The following is a 20,556-nucleotide window of genomic DNA, read 5'->3' on the forward strand; positions in this document are numbered from 1 at the left end:
CCGCGACGGTCAACACCCGCCCGCCGATGGCGCTGCGCGATCTGCTCGATGTCACACCATTGGGTAAACCGATTCCCGTCGAGGAGGTCGAGCCGGTTGACGCCATCACGCGTCGCTTCGTGACGGCGAGCATCTCGTACGGCGCACTCTCGCTTGAGGCGCATGAGACAATGGCGATTGCGATGAACCGCCTCGGCGGCAAATCCGGCTCCGGCGAGGGCGGAGAAGACCCGGCGCGCTATCACCCCACCGACCCCAAGATGAATCGCAGCTCGGCGATCAAGCAGGTCGCCTCAGGACGTTTCGGAGTGACTCCGGAATATTTGATGTCGGCGCGCGAGCTGGAGATCAAGATGGCGCAGGGCAGCAAGCCGGGCGAGGGCGGCCAGCTTCCCGGGCATAAAGTGGCACCAGATATCGCCCGCGTGCGGCATACGATTCCGGGCCTTTCGTTGATCTCGCCGCCGCCGCACCATGACATCTACTCCATCGAAGATCTGGCACAGCTCATCTATGATTTGAAGATGATCAATCCCGCCGCGCGCGTCAACGTGAAGCTCGTCTCGGAGGCGGGCGTGGGCACGATCGCGGCCGGGGTGGCGAAGGGCCATGCGGATAATATTCTGATCTCAGGCTACGACGGCGGCACCGGGGCCAGCCCCTTAAGCTCGATCAAGAATGCGGGGCTGCCGTGGGAGCTCGGGCTGGCCGAAACGCAGCAAACGCTGCGGGCCAACGGGCTGCGAGAGCGCGTGATCCTCCGCGCGGATGGCGGCATGAAGACCGGGCGCGATGTGCTCATCGCGGCGGCCTTCGGGGCTGAGGAGTACGGCTTCGGGACGGCCGCGGTGGTGGCTACCGGCTGCGTGATGACGCGCCAATGCCATCTCAACACCTGTCCGGTGGGGGTCGCCACGCAGGATCGGCAATTGCGGGCGCGCTTTGCCGGCACGCCGGAGATGGTGGTCAACTACATGCGGTTTGTCGCGCAGGAGCTGCGCGAGTATCTGGCCGCGCTGGGGGCGCGCGCGCTGAATGAGCTGATCGGGCGCAGCGATTTGTTGACCCGCCGCGCAGGCCTCGCCCTGTCATCGAAAGCGAAGACCGTCGAGCTGCAGTCGCTGATGGCCACGGTGGATGAGGGGCCGCGCTTCCACACGGTGGCGCGCAACGATCGGCCAAATGAGCATCCGCTGGATGATGACATCCTGCGCGATGCGAGTGCGGCGATCGAGCGGGGCGAAAAGATCACGCGCTCGTATGCCATCCGCAACACCAACCGGACGATTGGCGCGCGCGTGGCCGGGGCCATCGCCAAACGCTATGGCGATCAGGGGCTGCCGGCCGGCACGATCGACGTGACGCTGCGCGGTGTGGCGGGGCAGAGCTTCGGCGCATTTTGCGCCAACGGGATTCGGCTGACCTTGATCGGCGAGGCCAACGACTACGTGGGCAAGGGCATGGGCGGCGGCGAGTTGATCGTGCGTCCGCCGGATGAGTCGCCGTTTGCGTGGGACAAGAATGTCATCATCGGCAACACCTGCCTCTACGGGGCGACCGGCGGCGTGCTCTACGCCGGGGGCCGGGCCGGCGAGCGGTTTGCGGTGCGCAACTCCGGCGGCTTTGCCGTGGTTGAGGGATTGGGCGACCACGGCTGCGAGTACATGACCGGCGGTCTCGTGCTCGTGCTGGGGAGCACTGGCCGCAACTTTGGGGCTGGCATGACCGGCGGCCGGGCCTATGTGCTCGATGAAGAGCGCGTCTTTGAGAGGCGGGTGAACCTTGAGCTGGTGGAGCTGCATCAGCTTGAGGGCGATGACGACGTGGCCAATGTGCGCGCGCTCTTGGAGCGTCACTTCGTCGCGACGAAAAGCAACAAGGCGCTGGAGATTCTTTCCAATTGGGAAGACCACCAGGAGCTCTTCTGGATGGTGGTGCCGCGGGGCGCTGGCGCGAAGCTCGAACATCTTGTGAGCGCCAAAGAAGGCTGATTCCCTCAAAGCGCAGACCGATATCAGATATCGAATTCGATATCTGATATCGCTCGGAAACTCTCATGGTGACAGAACTCCACGTCCTCAACGCCTTACGAATGGTGCAGGATCCGGATCTGCGGCGGGATATTGTCTCGCTGGGATTCGTGAAGAACCTCAGCATCGATGGCGGACGGATCGCGTTTCAGATTGAGCTGACGACGCCGGCCTGTCCGGTCCGCGATGTGATGCGGGAAGAGGCTCGAAAAGTCGTTGCCGCGATTCCTGGCGTCACGTCCGTCGAGATCGGGATGACCTCGCAGGTCCGTAGGTCCGTCGGTTCCGTCGGTCCCTCGATGGGTGGCGTCGCGATTCCCACGATCAAAAATGTGATTCCGATTGCGAGCGGCAAAGGCGGCGTGGGTAAATCGACGGTGAGCGCCAACCTCGCATTGGCCCTCGCCAAGACCGGCGCGCGCGTTGGATTGATGGACGCCGATGTCTACGGGCCCACGATTCCGACACTGCTCGGTATTACCGCGCTGCCTGAGGTGGATGAGCAGAATCGCATGACGCCGGTTGAGCAGTACGGCGTCAAAGTCATCTCGATGGGTTTTTTCATGAAGCCGGAGGATGCGGTGATCTGGCGCGGGCCGATGCTGCATAAAACCGTCCAGCAGTTTTTGGGCGGCGTGCTGTGGGGCGAGCTGGATTATCTGCTGGTGGATCTTCCGCCAGGCACGGGCGATGTGCAGCTCTCATTGTGCCAATCGATTCCGATTACTGGCGCAGTGATCGTCTCAACGCCGCAAGATGTGGCGCTCAACGTTGCACAGAAAGCGATCGCCATGTTCAAGAAACTCAACGCGCCGGTGCTGGGCATCATCGAGAACATGAGTGCCTATGTCTGCCCGCATTGCGGCAAGCAGGACCAGATTTTCGGCATCGGCGGGGCCAAGGCGACCGCTGAGCGCATGAACATTCCATTGCTCGGCGAGATTCCATTGGCGACTGAAGTCCGCACAACCTCGGATGCCGGCACGCCAATCGTGTTAGCGGATCCTGCCGCGCCCGCAGCTAAAGCCTTCATCAAAGCCGCCGAAGCGCTCGCCGCGCAAGTGAGCATCCGCGCCATGCAAGGCGAGTTGGCGCCGCAAGTGAAGATGACGTTTTGATGGGCGTGCCGCGTCCAGGTTATTCCGGTTCGCTTGATATTATTCGAGAGCTTAACCGTGCGAAGGTAAAGTATCTGGTCATAGGTGGAGTTGCGGTAATCTACCATGGGGTTCCTCGGGCAACATTTGATCTCGACCTCTCGGTTTGGCTCGCGCCTGAAAATCTGCAACGGCTCGAGTCCGTCATGAAACGGATAGGTTTTGTTCCGAAAGCTCCCGTGCCAGTGACAGGACTGGCGAACCCGCTGACTCGTCGTGAGTGGACGCAACATAAGGGCATGAAGGTTTTCGCATTTGAAGAATTGAAGCCGCCGTTTCGACTGGTTGATATCATGGTGGCTTCCCTGCGGAATTTCCATCAGGTCTACAAGCGGCGTGTTGAAGTGCATGATCAGGGCGTGACCATTCCTCTGATGCCCATTCCTGAGTTGATCCGGACGAAGACCGGGACAGGACGGCCGAAAGACCAAGAGGACATCGAAAATCTCCGATTCGTCGAGTCGGTTCGTCGACCAACACAGAGGCGCGAGAGCGCATGAAACGTCGGCAACAACCCCCAGAAGACAAGCAGCGATTGATCCTGCAGTTCTTGAAACTCTCCCCGGCGGAGCGGATGCGGTATGCGACTGGATTTGTCGATTCGGCCCTCCGCGTGAATCCGGATTTACTCAAATACCGCGCAGCGCTCAACGCTCGGGAGCGGTCGAAACGATGAGCTCGGTTGCACCGGTCGAAATCGGGCGGGCGAATCAATATGATGTGAAGATTTGCTGGCAGGATGGGCATGAGAGCATCTATCTTGCGCGCGAGCTGCGGCTCAAGTGTCCGTGCGCTGGCTGCGTCGACGAGCTGACCGGTGCCGCGCGGATTATCTCCACGAGCATCCCGCAAAACGTCGTGCCATTGAAGATCGACCTCATCGGCCGCTATGCGATTTCGATTCAGTGGTCCGACGGCCACAACACTGGGATTTATCCGTTTGAGTACCTCCGTTCGATATCAGATATGAAATGACCATTTCATATCTGATATCGCCTGGAAGAGTTTGAGATGGTTGAGAGGATTTATTTGGATTACGCCTCGCAGACGCCGATGCTGTCGGAGGTGAGGCAGGCGATGGCGGCGGCGTTAGAGGAAGCAGGGAACCCATCGTCGATCCATGGCGAAGGACGGCGGGCGAAACAGCTGCTTGAGCAGGCGCGCAAGCAGGTGGCTGCGCTCATCAACGCGAAGCCTGAGGAAATTTACTTCACCTCGTGCGGCACTGAATCCAACAACTGGGCGCTGCGCGGGTTGCTCGCGGCGAATCAACGCAAAGGGATCCCCGGGCCGCCGGAGAATCGTGCCAGCCGCACCAGTCGCACGACACAGGTCGGTAAGCACCTCGTCATCTCCGCCATCGAGCATCCGTCCATTTCGCTCGTGGCTCGACGACTCGAGCTTGATCGACGGGCGACCGTCAGCTTATTGCCGGTGGATTCAGAAGGCATCATCGCTCCTAGTGCGTTAAAGGCGTTGATTAAGCCGGAGACGATGTTGGTGTCGGTGATGCTCGCCAACGGCGAAGTCGGCACGATTCAGTCGATCAAGGAACTCGCGGCGATCGCTCATGAGCATGGAGCGCTGATTCATACCGATGCGATTGCTGCGGTCGGACACATTTCGGTTGATGTCAAGGAACTCGGCATCGATGCGCTCAGCCTTGCTGCGAATCAAATGTACGGGCCGCCAGGGGCTGCAGCACTGTATGTTCGTGATGGGGTTCGCATCCTTCCTCTCTTAGAAGGCGGCGGCCAAGAGCACGGCGGCCGCTCCGGCACCGAAGCCCTCCCCGCCATCGTCGGCCTGGGTGCCGCCGCAGAGCGATCAGATCGATATCAGATATCGAATTCGATATCTGATATCGCCTTGAGGCGGAATCGGCTGCGGGATGGGCTCAAAGAGCGCATCGAGCGCATCCGGTTCAACGGCTCATGGACATCCCGGCTGCCGCATAATCTCCATGTGTGCATCGATGGGGTTTCAAGCGAATCACTCGTGCTTGGGTTGGATCAAGCCGGCATCGCGGCGGGCTTAGGCTCAGCCTGCAACGCCAAGTCCATGCGGCCATCGCATGTGCTCAAGGCGATGGGGCTCTCTGATGACGAAGCCAAAGGGGCGCTCGTGCTCTCCGTTGGGTTGCCGACGACCGAAGAAGAGATTGATCGCGCGCTGGAAATCATCCCCCGCGTCGTGCAACAATTGCGTTCCGTGACAGCCCTAACCACTCGATATCAGATATGAAATGGCCATTTGATATCTGATATGGAATGACGGTTTCATATCTGATATCGCCTGTGGGAAAGGTGTGGAAAAGATGAAATACGTTGTGGTATTGCCGGATGGCGTGGCAGATGTGCCGATAGCGGCACTCGGCAACAAGACGCCGCTCGAAGCGGCCAAGCATCCGAACATGGATTGGATCGCGGCCAACGGGGTCACCGGCTGGGCGCATACGATTCCTCAAGGCTTTCCCCCAGGCTCGGATGTCGGCTGCATGAGCGTCTTTGGCTACGATCCCAAGAAATATTACACCGGCCGGGCTCCGCTTGAGGCGGCGGCCCAAGGGATCGCACTCGGCGACGGCGATGTGGCCTTCCGCTGCAACACCGTGACGATCACCGACGGGGTCATGACCGATTACTCCGCCGGCCACATCGAAAGCGCCGACTCGCATGAGCTGATCAAGACAGTCAATGAGCGGCTCGGCAGCAAGCATGGCGTGAGATTTTATCCCGGGGTGAGCTATCGGCATTTGATGGTGATCCATGGCGCTGAGTACGGCAAGACGCAGTGTGTGCCGGCGCATGATTTGTCGGATAAGCCTGTCATGCCGCCGAAGGGGATGGGCGCGGAGAAGCTGGGGCAGATCCTCTGCGAAGCCGCCGGAATTCTCAAGGATCATCCGGTGAATCAGCGACGCATCGCGGCGGGCAAGCGGCCGGCCAACCAGCTCTGGTTTTGGGGCCAGGGCACGGTGGCGAAGTTTCCGCTGTTTCAGAAAGAGTACGGACTCAAGGGCGCGTGTATTAGCGCGGTGGACATCGTGCGGGGCTTGGGAACGCTCGTCGGATTTGATATCATTAAAGTTCCCGGGATCACCGGCTACTTTGACACGAACTACAAAGGCAAAGCCGAGTACGCGCTGAAGGCGCTGGAGAATCATGACTTCGTGCTCGTGCATGTGGAGCCGACGGATGAAGCCGGCCACATGGGCGATGCGCAGAAAAAGATTCAGGCCATCGAGGACACTGATCGGCTGGTGGTGGGCACGCTGCTTGAGGGCTTAAAGAAGCGCGGCGAGCCGTACGCGATCATGATCGTGTGCGATCATCCGACCAGCACCGCGCTAAAGACCCACATCGCCGAGCCGGTGCCGTTTGCGATGTACCCAACCAAATCAACGCACGAGCGCGTCACGACGTATAATGAAACGGCAGTGAACGCGGCAACGACGCGCATCCAAGACGGCTACCGGTTGATGTCAGTGTTCCTCAGCCAAGGGAAGCCATAGGAGGAAGGGGTTCTTATGCGTATTCAGGTCAAGTCAGGACAGGCGAAGGATGGCGTTATGGTATATGGAGCGCTCGAAGGCGAGCAGAAGCCGGAGCGGTTGATTCCGGCGCGCCCCGGCACGGGTCGGGCCGGGGCCGCGGCGGCGCGGGATAAGGCGCTGGCTGAATTGCTGCGGGGTGCGGGATTCCGCGGCAGTAAAAACGAAACGTGTCTGCTGCCTCGCGGGAACGCCTGGGTGCTGGTCGTCGGGCTCGGCAAGGCTAAGGACCTCTCACTCGATCAGGCGCGGCAGTTCGCCGCCACCGCCGCGCGCGCCGTGCGAGCAAAAGGGCACACGCGTCTCACACTGCCGGTGCTCAATGAGCGCGCCGTCGGATCGGTGACTCGGACCGCGCAGGCCATGGCCGAAGGGGCGTTGCTCGGACTCTACCGCTATGACAAGCTGAAGGAAATTCCAAAGCACGAGCAGGGCAAGCGCATTGACGCGCTGACACTCATCGTTGATGATGCTCGCGATGTGGCGCAAGCCAAGCGTGGGGTGGAGAAAGCCGAAGCGATTGCCGAGGCCGTGTATTTGACCCGCGATCTCATCACTGGGCCATCCAACATCATCACGCCGACCCATCTCGCCAATGAGGCGCGCAGGCTGGCCAAGCAGTATCGGCTGAAGTGCACCGTCATCCCATTTGCCCATCTGAAGCAGCTTGGCTTCGGCGGCCTCGTCGGGGTCGCACAGGGCTCAGCGCATCCGGCCCAGTTCATCGTGCTGGAATACAAACCGGCTCGTGCCAGGGCTACCTTTGCGTTGTGCGGCAAAGGGATCACCTTTGACACCGGCGGGATCAGCATCAAGCCGTCGCTGCGGATGGAAGAGATGAAGTACGACATGTCGGGTGCTGCCGCGGTGCTGGGGACGCTTAAAGCCGCCGCGGCGCTCAAACTTCCCCATCACATCGTTGGGATTATTGCGGCCACGGAAAACATGCCCTCCGGGACCGCGCAAAAACCCGGCGACGTGGTCAAGACGCTCTCCGGCAAGACGATTGAAGTCATCAACACCGACGCCGAGGGGCGGCTGGTACTCTCCGACTGTTTGCACTACGCCAAGCGGTATAAGCCGGATGTCTGCATTGATTTGGCAACACTGACTGGTGCGTGCGTGGTCGCCCTGGGCGCTGAAGCCGCCGGGTTGATGACGAAGAATGACCGGCTCGCCACGCGCATTGAGGAGGCGGGCAACGCCACCCATGAGCGGGTCTGGCGGCTGCCGATGTGGGATGAATACGCGGAGATGCTCAAGTCCGACATCGCCGACATCAAGAATGTCACCGACACCGGCCAGGCCGGCACCATCACCGCGGCGAAATTCCTGGAGACCTTCGCCGAGGGGCTGCCGTGGGCGCACGTGGACATTGCCGCCACCGCCTGGACGCAGAAGGATAAGCCGTACGTGCCCAAAGGGGCGGTTGGCATCGGCGTGCGATTGCTCATCGAGCTGATGGAGCGATGGAAATAAAAAAGCGAAGGGCGATATCAGATATCGAGTTCGATATCTGATATCGTAGTTGACATGGACGATGAGTTGAGACGGTTGCGGCAAGTGCTGGAGATCCCAGTGGGCAAAGAGTGGGAGCAGGCGGTGCGCTTGCTCTTGCGCCTGATGGGCGAGGATCCCAACCGCGAGGGGTTGCGCAGGACACCGCTGCGCGTCAAACATTCACTGCAGTTTCTCACCTCCGGCTACCGGCAAGATCCCAGGAAAATCCTGAATCGCTGTTTTAGAGTCAAGCAAGACGAGATGGTGATCGTGAAGGACATCGATTTCTTTTCGTTATGCGAGCATCATCTCTTGCCCTTTTTCGGCAAGTGCCATGTCGCGTACATGCCGAAGGACCGGATTCTCGGCTTGAGCAAAATCCCGCGCCTGGTCGATGGCCTGGCCCACCGGCTCCAAGTGCAGGAGCGGTTGACGACCCAGATCGCCGAAACGCTCAACGCCCACTTGCAGCCGCAGGGGGTGGCGGTCGTGGTGGAAGCCTCGCATCTGTGCATGATGATGCGCGGGGTGCAGAAGCAAAACTCCCGCGCGGTCACCAGCTCCATGCTCGGGGTCTTCCGCTCCAGCGACAAAACCCGGGCCGAATTCCTCACCTTGATCCGCGCGAATCTCAGCGGCTGACGCAAAGTGGCAGCGGCGCGGCTCTTGTGCTACAATACATCCTCTGCCTATGATGTCCGACGGTAAGACCATCACCCAATTAGCGTTAGCGCGATCTGGCGTGATCACGGAGGCCATGAAACGCGTGGCCGAGCGGGAGGGGCTGGATCCTGAGCTGATCCGCGCCGAAATCGCCCGGGGAAGGCTCATTATCCCAGCCAATATCCACCACCTCGCCGGCGTCCTTGATCCTATGGGGATCGGCACGGTCTGCACGGTCAAGATCAACGCCAACATGGGCAATTCGGCCGTGACCTCCAATGAAGAGGAAGAGCTCAAGAAGCTCCACATGGCGGTGCACTACGGCTCCGATACGGTCATGGATCTGTCCACCGGCGGCGACATTCCGCAAATCCGCCAGGCGATCATCAACGCCAGCCCGGTGCCGGTGGGGACCGTCCCTCTCTATGAGGCGTGTACCCGGGTAAAGCGGGTCGAGGATCTCACACCGGCGATTTTGCTTGAGACAATTGAGGATCAGGCGAAGCAGGGCGTGGACTACATGACGATCCATGCCGGCATCCTCTTTGAGTATTTGCCGCTGGTGAAGCACCGCATCACCGGCATCGTCAGCCGCGGCGGCAGCTTGCTCGCCCAATGGATGGCCGCGCACCAGCAGCAGAATCCGCTCTATGAGCATTTCGATGCGATCAGCGACATCCTCCGGGCGCACGATGTGAGCTATAGTCTCGGCGATAGCTTGCGGCCTGGCTGTGTGGCGGATGCGTCGGATGAAGCGCAGCTCGCAGAACTCAAGACGCTCGGTGAGCTGACCGAACGCGCCTGGGCCAAGGACGTGCAGGTGATGATCGAGGGGCCTGGACACGTGCCGATGGATCAGCTGGAGATGAACGTGAAGCTGCAACAGACCTATTGCCGTGAGGCCCCGTTCTACACGCTCGGGCCGCTCGTGACTGATGTCGCACCGGGGTATGACCACATCACCTCGGCGATTGGGGCGGCGATGGTCGGCTGGTACGGCTCGAGCCTGCTGTGCTACGTCACACCGAAGGAGCACCTGGGGCTGCCGAATGATGACGATGTGAGAGCCGGCGTGATCGCGTATAAGATCGCCGCGCACGCCGCCGATGTGGCGCGCGGTCGGCGCGGGGCCCGCAATCGGGATGACGCGCTCTCTCGGGCGAGATTTGGGTTTGATTGGGAGCAGCAGTTTGCGCTCTCACTGGATCCGGAGACGGCCAGACGCATGCACGATGAGACGCTGCCGGATGGGTTTTATAAGGAGGCCAAATTCTGCTCGATGTGCGGTCCGAAGTTTTGCTCCATGCGCGTGTCGCAGACCACGACGAAACTGCTTCAAGAGATCCCGGCCGTTGTCAGTGAGTAAGGGAGTAAGGGAGTAAGGGCGTGAGGGAGTGAGGGAGAACAGCGATGGCCATCGAAAAGACGCTAGCGAAGCATTTGCGAAAACTGAATCGGGCGATTCAAAAAATGGTCGGCCGCTCAAAAGATTTCGCCGAGTTTAGGAAATTCCTCCGCGAGGAAAAAGTGGAGCTGGCCATCTACGTGGTGCCGATCATCGACGGCAAGCCGACGGGCGAAGAGCTCCGCTATGAGCTGACCGATATGGATCGGCAATTCCTCAAGCAAGCCGGCATTACGTTTTAGCCTCCCGCTTGAAACAACCATAGGAGTGGACCATGTCAAAGCGAGCGATCACACTAGACGATTTGGATCTGCCGACCGGCAAGAAAGTGCGGCTGCATCGACTGCTGTATACATACGGCCCAGGCAACGGCCGGCTCATGGTGCTGCCGATCGATCAGGGGCTGGAGCACGGGCCGCGCGACTTTTTCGTCAATCCGGAGAGCATCAATCCGGAATTCGAATTGCGCTTAGCTCTCGAAGGCGGGTTTTCCGCCATTGCGTTTCAAATCGGATTGGCCGAGAAATATCTCAAGTCATTTGCCGGCAAGGTGCCCTTGATTCTGAAGCTCAACGGCAAGACCGAGATTCCGCCGGATGACGAGGCCTTCTCGCCCTGCCACGCCAGCGTTGAGGATGCGCTGCGCCTTGGGGCGGATGCCGTGGGCTACACCTGCTACGTGGGGTCGCCGCGCCAAGATGACGACTTTATCCAATTCGGCCGGGTGCGGCGCGAGGCGCAGCAGGCCGGCATGCCGGTGATCATGTGGGCCTATCCGCGCGGCAAGCACATGGAGCAGAAGGGCGGACGCGACAGCCTCTATGCGGTGGCGTATGCCGCGCGGGTGGCGCAAGAGCTGGGGGCCGATGTCGTCAAGGTCAATTATCCGAAAATCGATGAAGAGAAGCGTCCGATGTATACCAAAGAATATCGGGATCTGAAGTTCAGCAAGCAGGAGATGCTTGAGCATATTGTGGCGGCTGCCGGCCGGACGCTGACGATCATGTCCGGCGGCTCCAAGCGCGGCGATACCGAGCTGCTCGATGATGTGAAAGCGGCGCTGGAGGCCGGCGTGACCGGCTTTATTTTCGGCCGCAACATCTGGCAGCGGCGGTTCGGCGAAGCGCTGGAGGTGGCCGGCAAGATCAGCAAGATGACCCAGGATGTCAGCCGCGCCTCCGGCAATCCGAAAGCGGCGTTCGTGTAAGGAGCGCTGATGGCACAGCATGAACTGACGGTGTGGATTGGCGGGGCGGCCGGCGACGGGATCGCCTCGGCCGGCGAATCGTTTGCCAAGGGCTGCTCGCGCTGCGGCTATCACGTCTTCGCCTACAACAGCTATCAATCGGTGATCCGCGGCGGCCACGTGTGCATGCACATCCGCATCGGCACGCACAAGATCTACACGCAAGGCGATGAGCTCAACTACTTGATCGCCCTGAATGCCGACACGTTGCAGCGCTACGGCAAACGGGTCACCAAGGGCGGCGCGGTTTTGTACAACACCGACAAGTTCAAGGCCACCCCGGATCAGGTGGCCTCCGGCGCGCAATTGATCGGCCTGCCGGTGATGGAGCTGATCGGCAATCAGCAGATGCAGAACATCGCCCTCGTGGGTGCGTTCATGCAGGTCGCAGGGCTGGATCCGAGCACCCTGCGAGAGATGATCAAGGAACGATTCACGAAGAAAGGCGAGGCGGTCATCAAGGTCAACCTTGAGGCGTTCGACAAGAGCATGGCCTTCGCCAAAGAGCACGCCAAGCCCGGCGCGATTCAGGTCGGCCAGGGCGATGGCAAGCGCCGGCCGCTCGCCGGCGGCAATCCGATGGTCGGGTTTGGCGCCGTCGCGGCAGGCTGCCGCTTTTACTCCGCCTACCCCATGACCCCCGCCTCCTCTCTCCTGCATTGGCTCGTCAAATACGCGGCCAAGACCGGCATCCTCGTCAAGCAATGTGAAGATGAAATCTCGGCCATGAACATGGCCATCGGGGCCGGCCACGTCGGGGTCCGCGCGATGACCGGCACCGCGGGCGGCGGATTTGCGCTGATGACTGAGGCGGTTGGCGAGGCGGCGATGACGGAGACGCCGGTCGTGGTGCTGGAAGTCCAGCGCGGCGGCCCCTCGACCGGTCTGCCGACCAAGACGGAGCAGGGCGATTTGTTCCAGGTGTTTGGGGCCTCGCAAGGCGAGTTTCCGAAAGTGATGCTCGCCCCGCGCACGCTGGAAGAGTGTTACGACATGACGATTCATGGCTTCAACCTCGCCGAAACATATCAGCTGCCGGTCCTCATCATCTCGGATCTGTATCTGGCCGAGCGGCTGGAGACGTTTGACGGGGTCGACCTCAACCATGTGACGATCGATCGCGGGCCGATGGTGACCCAGGCCAACGGCGTCTACCGGCGGTTTCTCGATACGCCCACCGGCGTCTCGCCGCGGGCCCTGCCCGGCACCCCTGGCACCATCTATACCTCGGCGACGGATGAGCACGATGAGGACGGCATCGTGATCAGCGATGTGTTCACCAACCCGGCGATCCGCGTGAAGATGACCGAGAAGCGAATGCGCAAGATGGAACATATTCTCAAAGAGCTTCCCCCGCCGCAGCTTGAGGGCCCGCGCGATGCGGATCTGACCCTGGTCGGATGGGGCTCCACCTATTCGGTGATGCTCGAGGCGATGGAAGCCTTGAATGCGGAAGGGCTCACGGTCAACGTCTTCTGTCTGCGCTACCTGTGGCCGTTTCAGACCGCCGAAGTGACCAAGCTGCTGCAGCGGTGCAAACTGACGATATCGGTGGAAAACAACGCGACCGGACAGATCGTCAAGCTCATCCGGATGGAGACAGGGATTTCGATCCAGCATCACCTGCGAAAATATGACGGCGAGCCGTTTGAGCCGAAGCAGGTGATCGACCAGGCGCGGACGATCCTCAAGACTCGGCCGAGCCAGCCGGTGATCGCGACCGTTGTGAGCGATGAAGGCCTCCCGGCGAACTTTTCGCCGATTGAGCATCCGGCGATCGGCGCTGAAGTCGCGCGACAACATTGATGAGAGAAATTCGCGCACGACGTGCCTGGAATTGTGGATTGCTTTTTCTTCTTTGTCTGCTGGTACCGATGGCAGGCATCAGCGCCGTGGAACTTCCGCTGGTGTCTGATCAAAATATTTTGACCTATCGCATTACTCAGGTCGTCAATCAAAGAGCTAGTGTTGTTTCAGCTGTTAAAGCATCTGTTGAGGTTACATTGATCCTTCGCAAGGAAGGTCGTGGATTTCGGTTAGAAGAGGAAACAACATTCGGTACATCGAGCGTGAGAGGCAATGGTAAGCTACCTCTGGTTCTGGATGCACAACTGCGGCCAGTGGAGGGAGATGGCATTGAGGCATATTTCCTTGGCAGATTATGGCTTCCTCCATCGGAACGTAGGACAGCATGGTTTCGTCGGACAAGGCGGCAGCGGTGGGATCGTTGGGATGTTGTCGCCGTTACTCCGAATAATCGTGCCGTAGGCGGCGAACGATTTTATGATGTCAAGACAGGTTTCCTTGTCGGATACAATCTGCTGGGGCAACAAGCCATCTTAGTGAAGTCCGACATTGCTGGTCTCTAAAGCCAACAAGCATTCAAACTCTCTAGGAGCCGAACAAGGAATGGCACAGGTTAAAGAGTACATCGGAAAAATTAAACCGGATTGGTGCCCAGGCTGCGGCGACTTCGGCGTCTTAAATTCGCTGCAGCGAGCCCTCGCCGAGCTGGATATTCCGCCCCACACCGTGCAGGTGGTCTCCGGCATCGGCTGCTCCTCCAACCTGCCGGGGTTTATAAACGCGTACGGCTTTCACGGGCTGCACGGCCGGTCGCTGCCGGTGGCCACCGGGGCGAAACTCGGCAATCATGCGCTGACCGTCATTGCGACGGGCGGCGATGGGGATGGCTACGGCATCGGCGTGGGCCACTTTGTCCACACCTGCCGCCGCAACGTAGACATGACCTACATCGTCATGGATAACCAAATCTACGGGCTGACGACCGGGCAGGCCTCGCCGACGACAGAGAAGGATGTCCGAACCAAGTCGACACCTGAGGGCGTCATTGAGATTGCGCTCAATCCCGTAGCACTCGCCCTGACGTGTGGTGCGACCTACATCGCGCGAGGTTTCTCCGGCGAGAACTTGCATTTGGCGCAATTGATGAAGGGGGCGATCGAGCACAAAGGCTTCGCGCTGGTCGATGTGTTCTCGCCGTGCGTGACGTACAATAAGCACAACACGTATCCGTGGTTCCGCGAGCGGGTGTATAAGCTGGAAGACGAGAAGCATGATGCGTCGGATTTCCGCCTCGCCATGGAAAAAGCGTTTGAATGGGGGGCGCGCATTCCGATCGGGCTCTTCTACAAAGTGGATCGCCCCACGTATGAAGATGAAGAGCCGGCATTGCGCAGCGGGATTCCGCTGGCGAAGCAGCCGCTCGTGCGCAATGATTTGGCAGCCCTTATGGAGGATTTCATCTAATCATGACCAAAGTCGCAAAGACATCGGACATTGCTCCGGGGACGGGCAAGGTCGTTGATGTCAACGGGAAGCCGATTGCGGTGTTTAACTGCGACGGCACGTTTTACGCCGTCGAGAATGAGTGCAAGCACCAGGGCGGGCCGCTCGGGGAGGGAACGCTCTCCGGCAATACCGTGATGTGCCCCTGGCACGGCTGGGAATACGACGTGACGACCGGGGTCTGCCAACTCGATTCCGCCATTACGGTCAAGAGATTCGACGTGAAAGTTGAGGGAGACGATATTCTTATCGCGGCCTGACATGCAACGGAAATGCGTGGCGTTGATTTCGGGGGGGATCGACAGCGCCTTAGCCGCGCGCCTCATGCTCGATCAGGGCATTGAAGTCCATGGCCTGTACCTGGCCATGAGCTGGGGCTGCTGCGAGAAAGACAAGGCCGTGGCGTGCGCGCAGCAGCTTGGCATTCCGCTGATGGTCCTCTCGGTGGGCGATGCCTACCTCGATGTGATCCGCAACCCGAAATACGGGTACGGCTCTGGCATGAATCCGTGCGTAGATTGCCGCATCTACATGTTCAAGATCGCGAAGCGCTACATGGAAGAGATCGGCGCTTCCTTCATCGTGACTGGCGAGGTGATCGGCCAGCGGCCCATGTCGCAGCAGCGTCGGCCGCTCTCGGTGATTGCAACGGACAGCGAGCTTGAGGGGTTGCTGCTGCGCCCGCTGTCGGCCCAATTGCTTGAGCTCACGAAGCCTGAGCAGAATGGGGTCGTGGACCGTAGCAAGTTGTTGGGACTCTGCGGCAGGGGGCGAACCGAGCAGATTGCGCTGGCGAAGCGCTACGGCATCACCGAATATTCCCAGCCGGCTGGCGGCTGCTTGCTGACTGATGCGTCATTTGCCGAGAAGACGAAAGAGCTGTTTGCGCATGAGCAGCACCCGACCACCAAGGACATGGAGTTGCTCACCATTGGGCGGCATGTTCGTCTCGGGCCGCATACGAAAGTCATTCTCGGACGCAACGAACTTGAAAATCTCATGCTGGAAGGGCACGCCGCCGCAGGCTACGTGTGCGTTCGGCCGAAATTCGCCGGACCGGCGGCGCTGATCGCCGGCGAATGGTCTGAGGGCGCGCAAGACACCGCGGTCCGACTCATTGCGCAGCAGACCAAGGAAGAAAAGTTGCCAGAGGGCGATCTTGAATTTTGGATCGATGGGGTCTTAAGGCGATATCAGATATCAAACGGCCGTTTGATATCTGATATCGAACTGGCAGGCGCGCTCCATGGCTGATCCAGTGATTGATTACGTCTTTCGCGTCGGTGGCGAAGGCGGTGAAGGGGTCATCAGCACCGGCGAGATGCTCACGACCGCGCTCGCCCGCGCTGGGTTTGAAATCTACACGTTTCGGACCTACCCGGCTGAGATTAAGGGCGGCCACGCCAACTTTCAGGTGCGGGCGGCCGGAAAACTTCTGCTGTCGTACGGGGATGCGGTGGACGTGCTGCTCGCATTCAATCAAGAAGCGTACGATAAGCATGTGCAGGACGTGCGGCCCGGCGGCGTGATTGTCTATGATGCGGACAGTTTTACCCCCCCGGCGAGCACCGGCGCGGTCTTCTACGGCGTGCCCCTGACGTCGCTGGCGACGGAGAAAGTCGGAATCAAGCTCACCAAGAATATCGTCGCCCTGGGCTTTCTGGCCGATTTTTTCGCGATTCCCTCCGAGGTCTTCACCGAGCTGCTCAAGGAGAAGTTCGGCCGCAAAGGCGAGATGGTCGTGCAGAAAAACCTGACGGCGTTTCAAGTCGGCGTCGACTGCGCCAGGCAGACCAAGAAACAGGACCAGATCAAGCTCGGCGTGGGCCCGCGCAAGACGAAAGAGCTCGTGCTCTCAGGCAATGAGTCGCTGGCCTTGGGCGCCATCGCCGCCGGCTGCCGCATCTATGCCGGCTATCCCATTACCCCGGCGACCGACATCATGGAATTTCTGGCCCGGGAGCTGCCGAAGCTCGGCGGCTTCGTGGTGCAGACCGAAGATGAAATTTCCGCCATCGGCACGGTGCTGGGCGCCTCATTCGCCGGGAAAAAAGCGATGACGGCCACCTCCGGTCCCGGCTTTTCGCTGATGACCGAGATGCTCGGCCTCGGCGTGACGGCCGAGCTGCCGGCGGTGATCATCGATGTGCAGCGGGTCGGGCCCTCCACCGGCATGCCCACGAAAACCGAGCAGGGCGATTTGTATCACGCCGTCTACAGCGGCCATGGGGCGTGCCCCCGGATCGTCATGGCGCTGACGAGTGTCGAGGATAGCTTCTACGGGATCATGCGGGCGTTTAATCTGGCCGAGCAGTTTCAAGTGCCGGTCGTGGTCTTATCCGACGCCTCGCTGGGGCATCGCAAGGCGACCGTGCCGGTGCCGGATATGACCCGCGTGCCTGTGATCGAACGGCGCCGGCCTTCGGCGGCGGACCTGATCAGCTACAAGCGCTATCGCTTTACGCCGGATCATGTCTCGCCCATGAGCGCGCCTGGGATGGAGGGCGGGGGCTATGTCGCCGAGGGCCTGGAGCATACGGAGACCGGGTATCCGGCCGCCTCCGACCACCAAAATCATCTGCGCTCGACTCAAAAGCGGTATGGCAAGTTCCCGCAGGTGGAGGTGATCGCCAATGATCTGGCCAGGACCTACGGCGATCCGAAGCCTGAGATCGGCATCATCGGCTGGGGCTCCACCGAAGGCGTGATCCGAGAAGCCGTCGAAATGGCGCAGGCGAAAGGCTATTCGGTGGGCGCGCTCCATCCGAAAATTTTGTACCCCCAGCCGCTGGCGAAATTGAAAGCCTTCATCAGCGGCCCGAAGGCCATCATCATTCCTGAAGTCAATTACACCGGCCAATTCGCCACGCTGCTGCGCAAGCGGTTTGCCTACGATTTCATCCAGCTCAACAAGTGCATCGGGCTGCCGTTTACCCCCAAAGAGATTTTCGACAAGATCGAGGAGGTCGCTCAGCATGTCCGGGCCAACACCCGAGCTGTTGCCGCAAAGCTATAAGACCGACGAGCATCCGATTTGGTGCCCCGGCTGCGGGGATTTCGGGGTGCTGGATGCGGTGTACAAATCGCTGGCCGGCTTGCAGGTTCAGCCGAAGGATCTGGTCGTGGTCTCCGGGATCGGCTGCTCCGGCCGCACGCCGGGCTTCGTGAAATCATACGGCTTTCACAGCCTCCACGGGCGGGTGCTGCCGGTCGCCTTAGGGGTCAAGCTGGCGAATCCATCGCTGTGCGTGATCGGCGTGGGCGGCGATGGGGATGGCTTCGCGATCGGCGGCGGGCACATTCCCCATGCGGCCCGCCGGAATCCGGACATGGTCTATGTGATCATGGACAATTCCACCTACGGGTTGACGAAGGGCCAATACTCTCCGACGTCGCCGAGAGGCTATCAGGCCGGCTCGACCCCGTATGGCAACATCGAGCAGCCGCTCAACCCGTTGGCGATGCTGATTGCGTATGGGGCCACGTTTGTCGCGCAGGGCTACTCCGGCAAACCGCGGGAGCTGGCCGACGTGGTCACGAAGGCCATTGAGCATAAGGGCTTCGCCTTCGTGAACGTGATCAGCCCGTGCATCACCTTCAACAATACCTACAAAGTCATTCCGCAGAAGTTGAAGGAAACACCTCAGGATCATGATGTGACGAACCGCGCCAAGGCCTTTGAGCTCGCGCTGGATACGGCGCATGTCCAGCTGGGCATTTTCTATCAGGTGTCCCAACCCACGTTCGAAGAGGGCGCGGCGGAGGTAATTCAGAAAGCCCAAGCGTCCGGCCCGCCTCGTCTTGAAGAAATCTTCTCCGAATTTTCGTGATGCCTGCCACCCGACTTGAGCGCGATTCCCTCGGCACGAAGCGGGTTCCCGCGTCAGCCTACTACGGTATTCAAACCTTCCGCGCGGTCGAGAACTTTCCCATCAGCGGCCTGCGCCTGCAGCCTGAAATGATGCGGGCGTTCGCGTTGATCAAAAAAGCGGCGGCCGCGGCCAATGCGACCGTTGGGCAGTTAAAACCTCGCCACGCCGCCGTGATTCAGCGCGCCTGCGATGAAGTGCTGCGCGGACGATTCGACGATCAATTCGTGGTGGACGCGTACCAAGCCGGTGCGGGCACCTCATTTAACATGAACATGAATGAAGTGGTGGCCAACCGTGCGAATGAGTTGCTCGGGGCGAAAAAGGGCGCCTACAAGCCTCTGCGTCCGAATGACCACATCAACATGGCGCAGTCGACGAATGACACGTTTCCAGCGGCGATCCGGCTTGCCACTCTCATGGCGTTGCCTCCTCTGGTTGAGGCGATGGAGGATGTTGAAGACGCTCTTCGAGGGAAGGCGCGACAGTTTGCCACGATTGTGAAATCCGGACGGACCCATTTGCAAGATGCGGTGCCGGTGCGGCTCGGGCGGGAGTTTGGGGCGTACGCGCTCGCCGTGAAAAAAGCGCGGCAGCATTTACAGCAGCATGCCGCGCTGCTGTGCGAGCTGAATCTTGGCGGCACGGCGGTCGGCACCGGGATGAACGCGCATCCGCGCTATCGCCGACTGGCCATTGCGAAACTCCGCCAATGGATGCGGCTGCCATTGCGTCCGGCTGAGGATATGATGGAGCGCACCCAAAGTTTGGGCGATTTCGGCAGGGTCTCTGGCAGCCTGCGCGTCTACGCGCTGGAGCTGATTCGCATCGCCAATGACCTGCGGCTGCTGGCCTCCGGTCCGAATACCGGTTTTGGAGAAATTGATTTGCCCGCCATCCAGCCGGGGTCATCGATCATGCCGGGGAAGGTGAATCCGGTGGTGCCTGAGATGGTCGACATGGTCGGCTTTCAGGTCTTAGGGCATGATGCGACGGTGGCCTACGCGGTGCAGGCCGGGCAGTTGGAGCTCAACGTGATGATGCCGGTCGTCGCCTATAATCTGCTGCAAGCGATGCATCTGCTGACGAGCTCTAGCCGGGTGCTGTCGCACAAGTGCATCCGCGGGATCATCGCGCACCGAGAGCGGTGTGATCAACATGCGCACCGCAGCCTCGCCCTGGTCACCGCCTTGAACTCATCCATCGGCTATCTCAACGCGGCGAGGGTGGCGAAAGAGTCGCTCACCAGCGGCAAATCCATTCGCGACTTGGTCGTTGAGCATCAGCTGCTGGATCCGGCAACTGCTCGGCGCGTGTTGGATCCGGCCCGCTTGAGTGCCACGAAGGTTGCCTGAGATTTTCGGGCGTGTTAGAATACCTGTTCTCGACGGTAACTATGTGATCGAGTACGAGTTGCGCCCGTAGCTCACTTGGATAGAGCGCCTGGCTTCGAACCAGGAGGCAGCGGGTTCAAATCCTGCCGGGCGCGTTTTTTCAACACGCGGGGGCCGCTAGCTCAACTGGTAGAGCAGGGGACTCTTAATCCCAAGGTTGATGGTTCAAGCCCATCGCGGCCCATCGTTTACCCGCGCTGGCGGGTAAACGATGATGCCGAGCGACGCTGGGATCAACAAAGCGGAGCGAGGCACCATTCAGTTCGCGCGGGCGGATGGCGGAACTGGTAGACGCAACGGCCTTAGGAGCCGTCGGGGAAACCCTTGGAGGTTCGAATCCTCTTCCGCCCACCGTCGATACATATGCGGGAGTAGCTCAGTGGTAGAGCGTCACGTTGCCAACGTGAAAGTCGTGGGTTCAAATCCCATC

20 protein-coding genes and 4 tRNA genes are annotated in these 20,556 nt (G+C 60.3%); all 24 read left to right on the forward strand.

The features are described 5' to 3' along the window. Positions 1–1,991, forward strand: a 1,991-nt coding sequence (locus tag HY737_03240) for a glutamate synthase subunit alpha (protein ID MBI4597400.1), incomplete at its 5' end; no start/stop codon positions are given. A gap of 65 nt (positions 1,992–2,056) precedes the next feature. After that, the gene (locus tag HY737_03245) at positions 2,057–3,148 is read left to right on the forward strand and encodes an Mrp/NBP35 family ATP-binding protein (GenBank protein ID MBI4597401.1); all 1,092 of its coding nucleotides are present in this window, start codon (positions 2,057–2,059) and stop codon (positions 3,146–3,148) included. Next, complete coding sequence (locus HY737_03250) at positions 3,148–3,687, forward strand: hypothetical protein (GenBank protein MBI4597402.1); 540 nt, start codon at positions 3,148–3,150, stop codon at positions 3,685–3,687. Before HY737_03245 ends, HY737_03250 begins: the two co-directional genes overlap by 1 nt. Continuing rightward, the gene (locus HY737_03255; protein ID MBI4597403.1) at positions 3,684–3,863 is read left to right on the forward strand and encodes a hypothetical protein; all 180 of its coding nucleotides are present in this window, start codon (positions 3,684–3,686) and stop codon (positions 3,861–3,863) included. Before HY737_03250 ends, HY737_03255 begins: the two co-directional genes overlap by 4 nt. Then, positions 3,860–4,162 carry a DUF971 domain-containing protein gene (locus HY737_03260; protein MBI4597404.1) on the forward strand — a complete coding sequence of 101 codons (303 nt, stop codon included), beginning with the start codon at positions 3,860–3,862 and terminating at the stop codon, positions 4,160–4,162. Before HY737_03255 ends, HY737_03260 begins: the two co-directional genes overlap by 4 nt. A gap of 36 nt (positions 4,163–4,198) precedes the next feature. Further along, positions 4,199–5,431, forward strand: a complete 1,233-nt coding sequence (locus HY737_03265; GenBank protein MBI4597405.1) for a cysteine desulfurase — start codon at positions 4,199–4,201, stop codon at positions 5,429–5,431. Positions 5,432–5,504: 73 nt separating this feature from the next. Continuing rightward, entirely contained in the window at positions 5,505–6,701 is a 1,197-nt protein-coding gene (locus tag HY737_03270) for a cofactor-independent phosphoglycerate mutase (GenBank protein ID MBI4597406.1), read from the forward strand. Positions 6,702–6,758: 57 nt separating this feature from the next. Beyond that, complete coding sequence (locus tag HY737_03275) at positions 6,759–8,219, forward strand: leucyl aminopeptidase (protein ID MBI4597407.1); 1,461 nt, start codon at positions 6,759–6,761, stop codon at positions 8,217–8,219. Between the two features lie 54 nt (positions 8,220–8,273). After that, positions 8,274–8,882, forward strand: a complete 609-nt coding sequence (gene folE / locus HY737_03280; GenBank protein ID MBI4597408.1) for a GTP cyclohydrolase I FolE — start codon at positions 8,274–8,276, stop codon at positions 8,880–8,882. Positions 8,883–8,931: 49 nt separating this feature from the next. After that, the gene (gene thiC, locus HY737_03285; GenBank protein MBI4597409.1) at positions 8,932–10,269 is read left to right on the forward strand and encodes a phosphomethylpyrimidine synthase ThiC; all 1,338 of its coding nucleotides are present in this window, start codon (positions 8,932–8,934) and stop codon (positions 10,267–10,269) included. A gap of 44 nt (positions 10,270–10,313) precedes the next feature. Continuing rightward, positions 10,314–10,550: a hypothetical protein gene (locus tag HY737_03290; GenBank protein MBI4597410.1), complete on the forward strand. Its 237-nt coding sequence runs from the start codon at positions 10,314–10,316 to the stop codon at positions 10,548–10,550. A 32-nt stretch (positions 10,551–10,582) separates the two neighbouring features. Continuing rightward, positions 10,583–11,515 carry a fructose-bisphosphate aldolase gene (locus HY737_03295; protein MBI4597411.1) on the forward strand — a complete coding sequence of 311 codons (933 nt, stop codon included), beginning with the start codon at positions 10,583–10,585 and terminating at the stop codon, positions 11,513–11,515. A gap of 9 nt (positions 11,516–11,524) precedes the next feature. Then, positions 11,525–13,360, forward strand: coding sequence for a 2-oxoacid:acceptor oxidoreductase subunit alpha (locus HY737_03300; protein MBI4597412.1), 1,836 nt, complete (start codon positions 11,525–11,527; stop codon positions 13,358–13,360). Then, positions 13,360–13,923: a hypothetical protein gene (locus tag HY737_03305; GenBank protein ID MBI4597413.1), complete on the forward strand. Its 564-nt coding sequence runs from the start codon at positions 13,360–13,362 to the stop codon at positions 13,921–13,923. Before HY737_03300 ends, HY737_03305 begins: the two co-directional genes overlap by 1 nt. 40 nt (positions 13,924–13,963) lie before the next feature. Continuing rightward, entirely contained in the window at positions 13,964–14,824 is an 861-nt protein-coding gene (locus HY737_03310) for a 2-oxoacid ferredoxin oxidoreductase (GenBank protein ID MBI4597414.1), read from the forward strand. A 2-nt stretch (positions 14,825–14,826) separates the two neighbouring features. Continuing rightward, positions 14,827–15,123, forward strand: a complete 297-nt coding sequence (locus HY737_03315) for a Rieske 2Fe-2S domain-containing protein (protein ID MBI4597415.1) — start codon at positions 14,827–14,829, stop codon at positions 15,121–15,123. A 1-nt stretch (position 15,124) separates the two neighbouring features. Further along, the gene (locus HY737_03320) at positions 15,125–16,117 is read left to right on the forward strand and encodes a hypothetical protein (protein MBI4597416.1); all 993 of its coding nucleotides are present in this window, start codon (positions 15,125–15,127) and stop codon (positions 16,115–16,117) included. Continuing rightward, positions 16,110–17,879 carry a 2-oxoacid:acceptor oxidoreductase subunit alpha gene (locus tag HY737_03325; GenBank protein MBI4597417.1) on the forward strand — a complete coding sequence of 590 codons (1,770 nt, stop codon included), beginning with the start codon at positions 16,110–16,112 and terminating at the stop codon, positions 17,877–17,879. The genes HY737_03320 and HY737_03325 overlap by 8 nt, the downstream gene beginning before the upstream one ends. Beyond that, a complete protein-coding gene (locus tag HY737_03330) occupies positions 17,839–18,693 on the forward strand; it encodes a 2-oxoacid:ferredoxin oxidoreductase subunit beta (GenBank protein ID MBI4597418.1) in 855 nt (284 codons plus the stop codon). Before HY737_03325 ends, HY737_03330 begins: the two co-directional genes overlap by 41 nt. Beyond that, positions 18,693–20,087, forward strand: coding sequence for an aspartate ammonia-lyase (locus HY737_03335; protein MBI4597419.1), 1,395 nt, complete (start codon positions 18,693–18,695; stop codon positions 20,085–20,087). The genes HY737_03330 and HY737_03335 overlap by 1 nt, the downstream gene beginning before the upstream one ends. A 60-nt stretch (positions 20,088–20,147) precedes the next feature. Continuing rightward, positions 20,148–20,221: transfer RNA gene (locus tag HY737_03340), tRNA-Arg, on the forward strand. 16 nt (positions 20,222–20,237) lie between these two features. Then, positions 20,238–20,310 (forward strand) — tRNA-Lys (locus HY737_03345). An 85-nt stretch (positions 20,311–20,395) separates the two neighbouring features. Continuing rightward, positions 20,396–20,477, forward strand: a tRNA-Leu gene (locus HY737_03350). Between the two features lie 22 nt (positions 20,478–20,499). Then, positions 20,500–20,556, forward strand: a tRNA-Gly gene (locus HY737_03355).

Source organism: Candidatus Omnitrophota bacterium (assembly GCA_016209275.1).
Taxonomy (GTDB): domain Bacteria; phylum Omnitrophota; class Gorgyraeia; order Aquiviventales; family Aquiviventaceae; genus JACQWM01.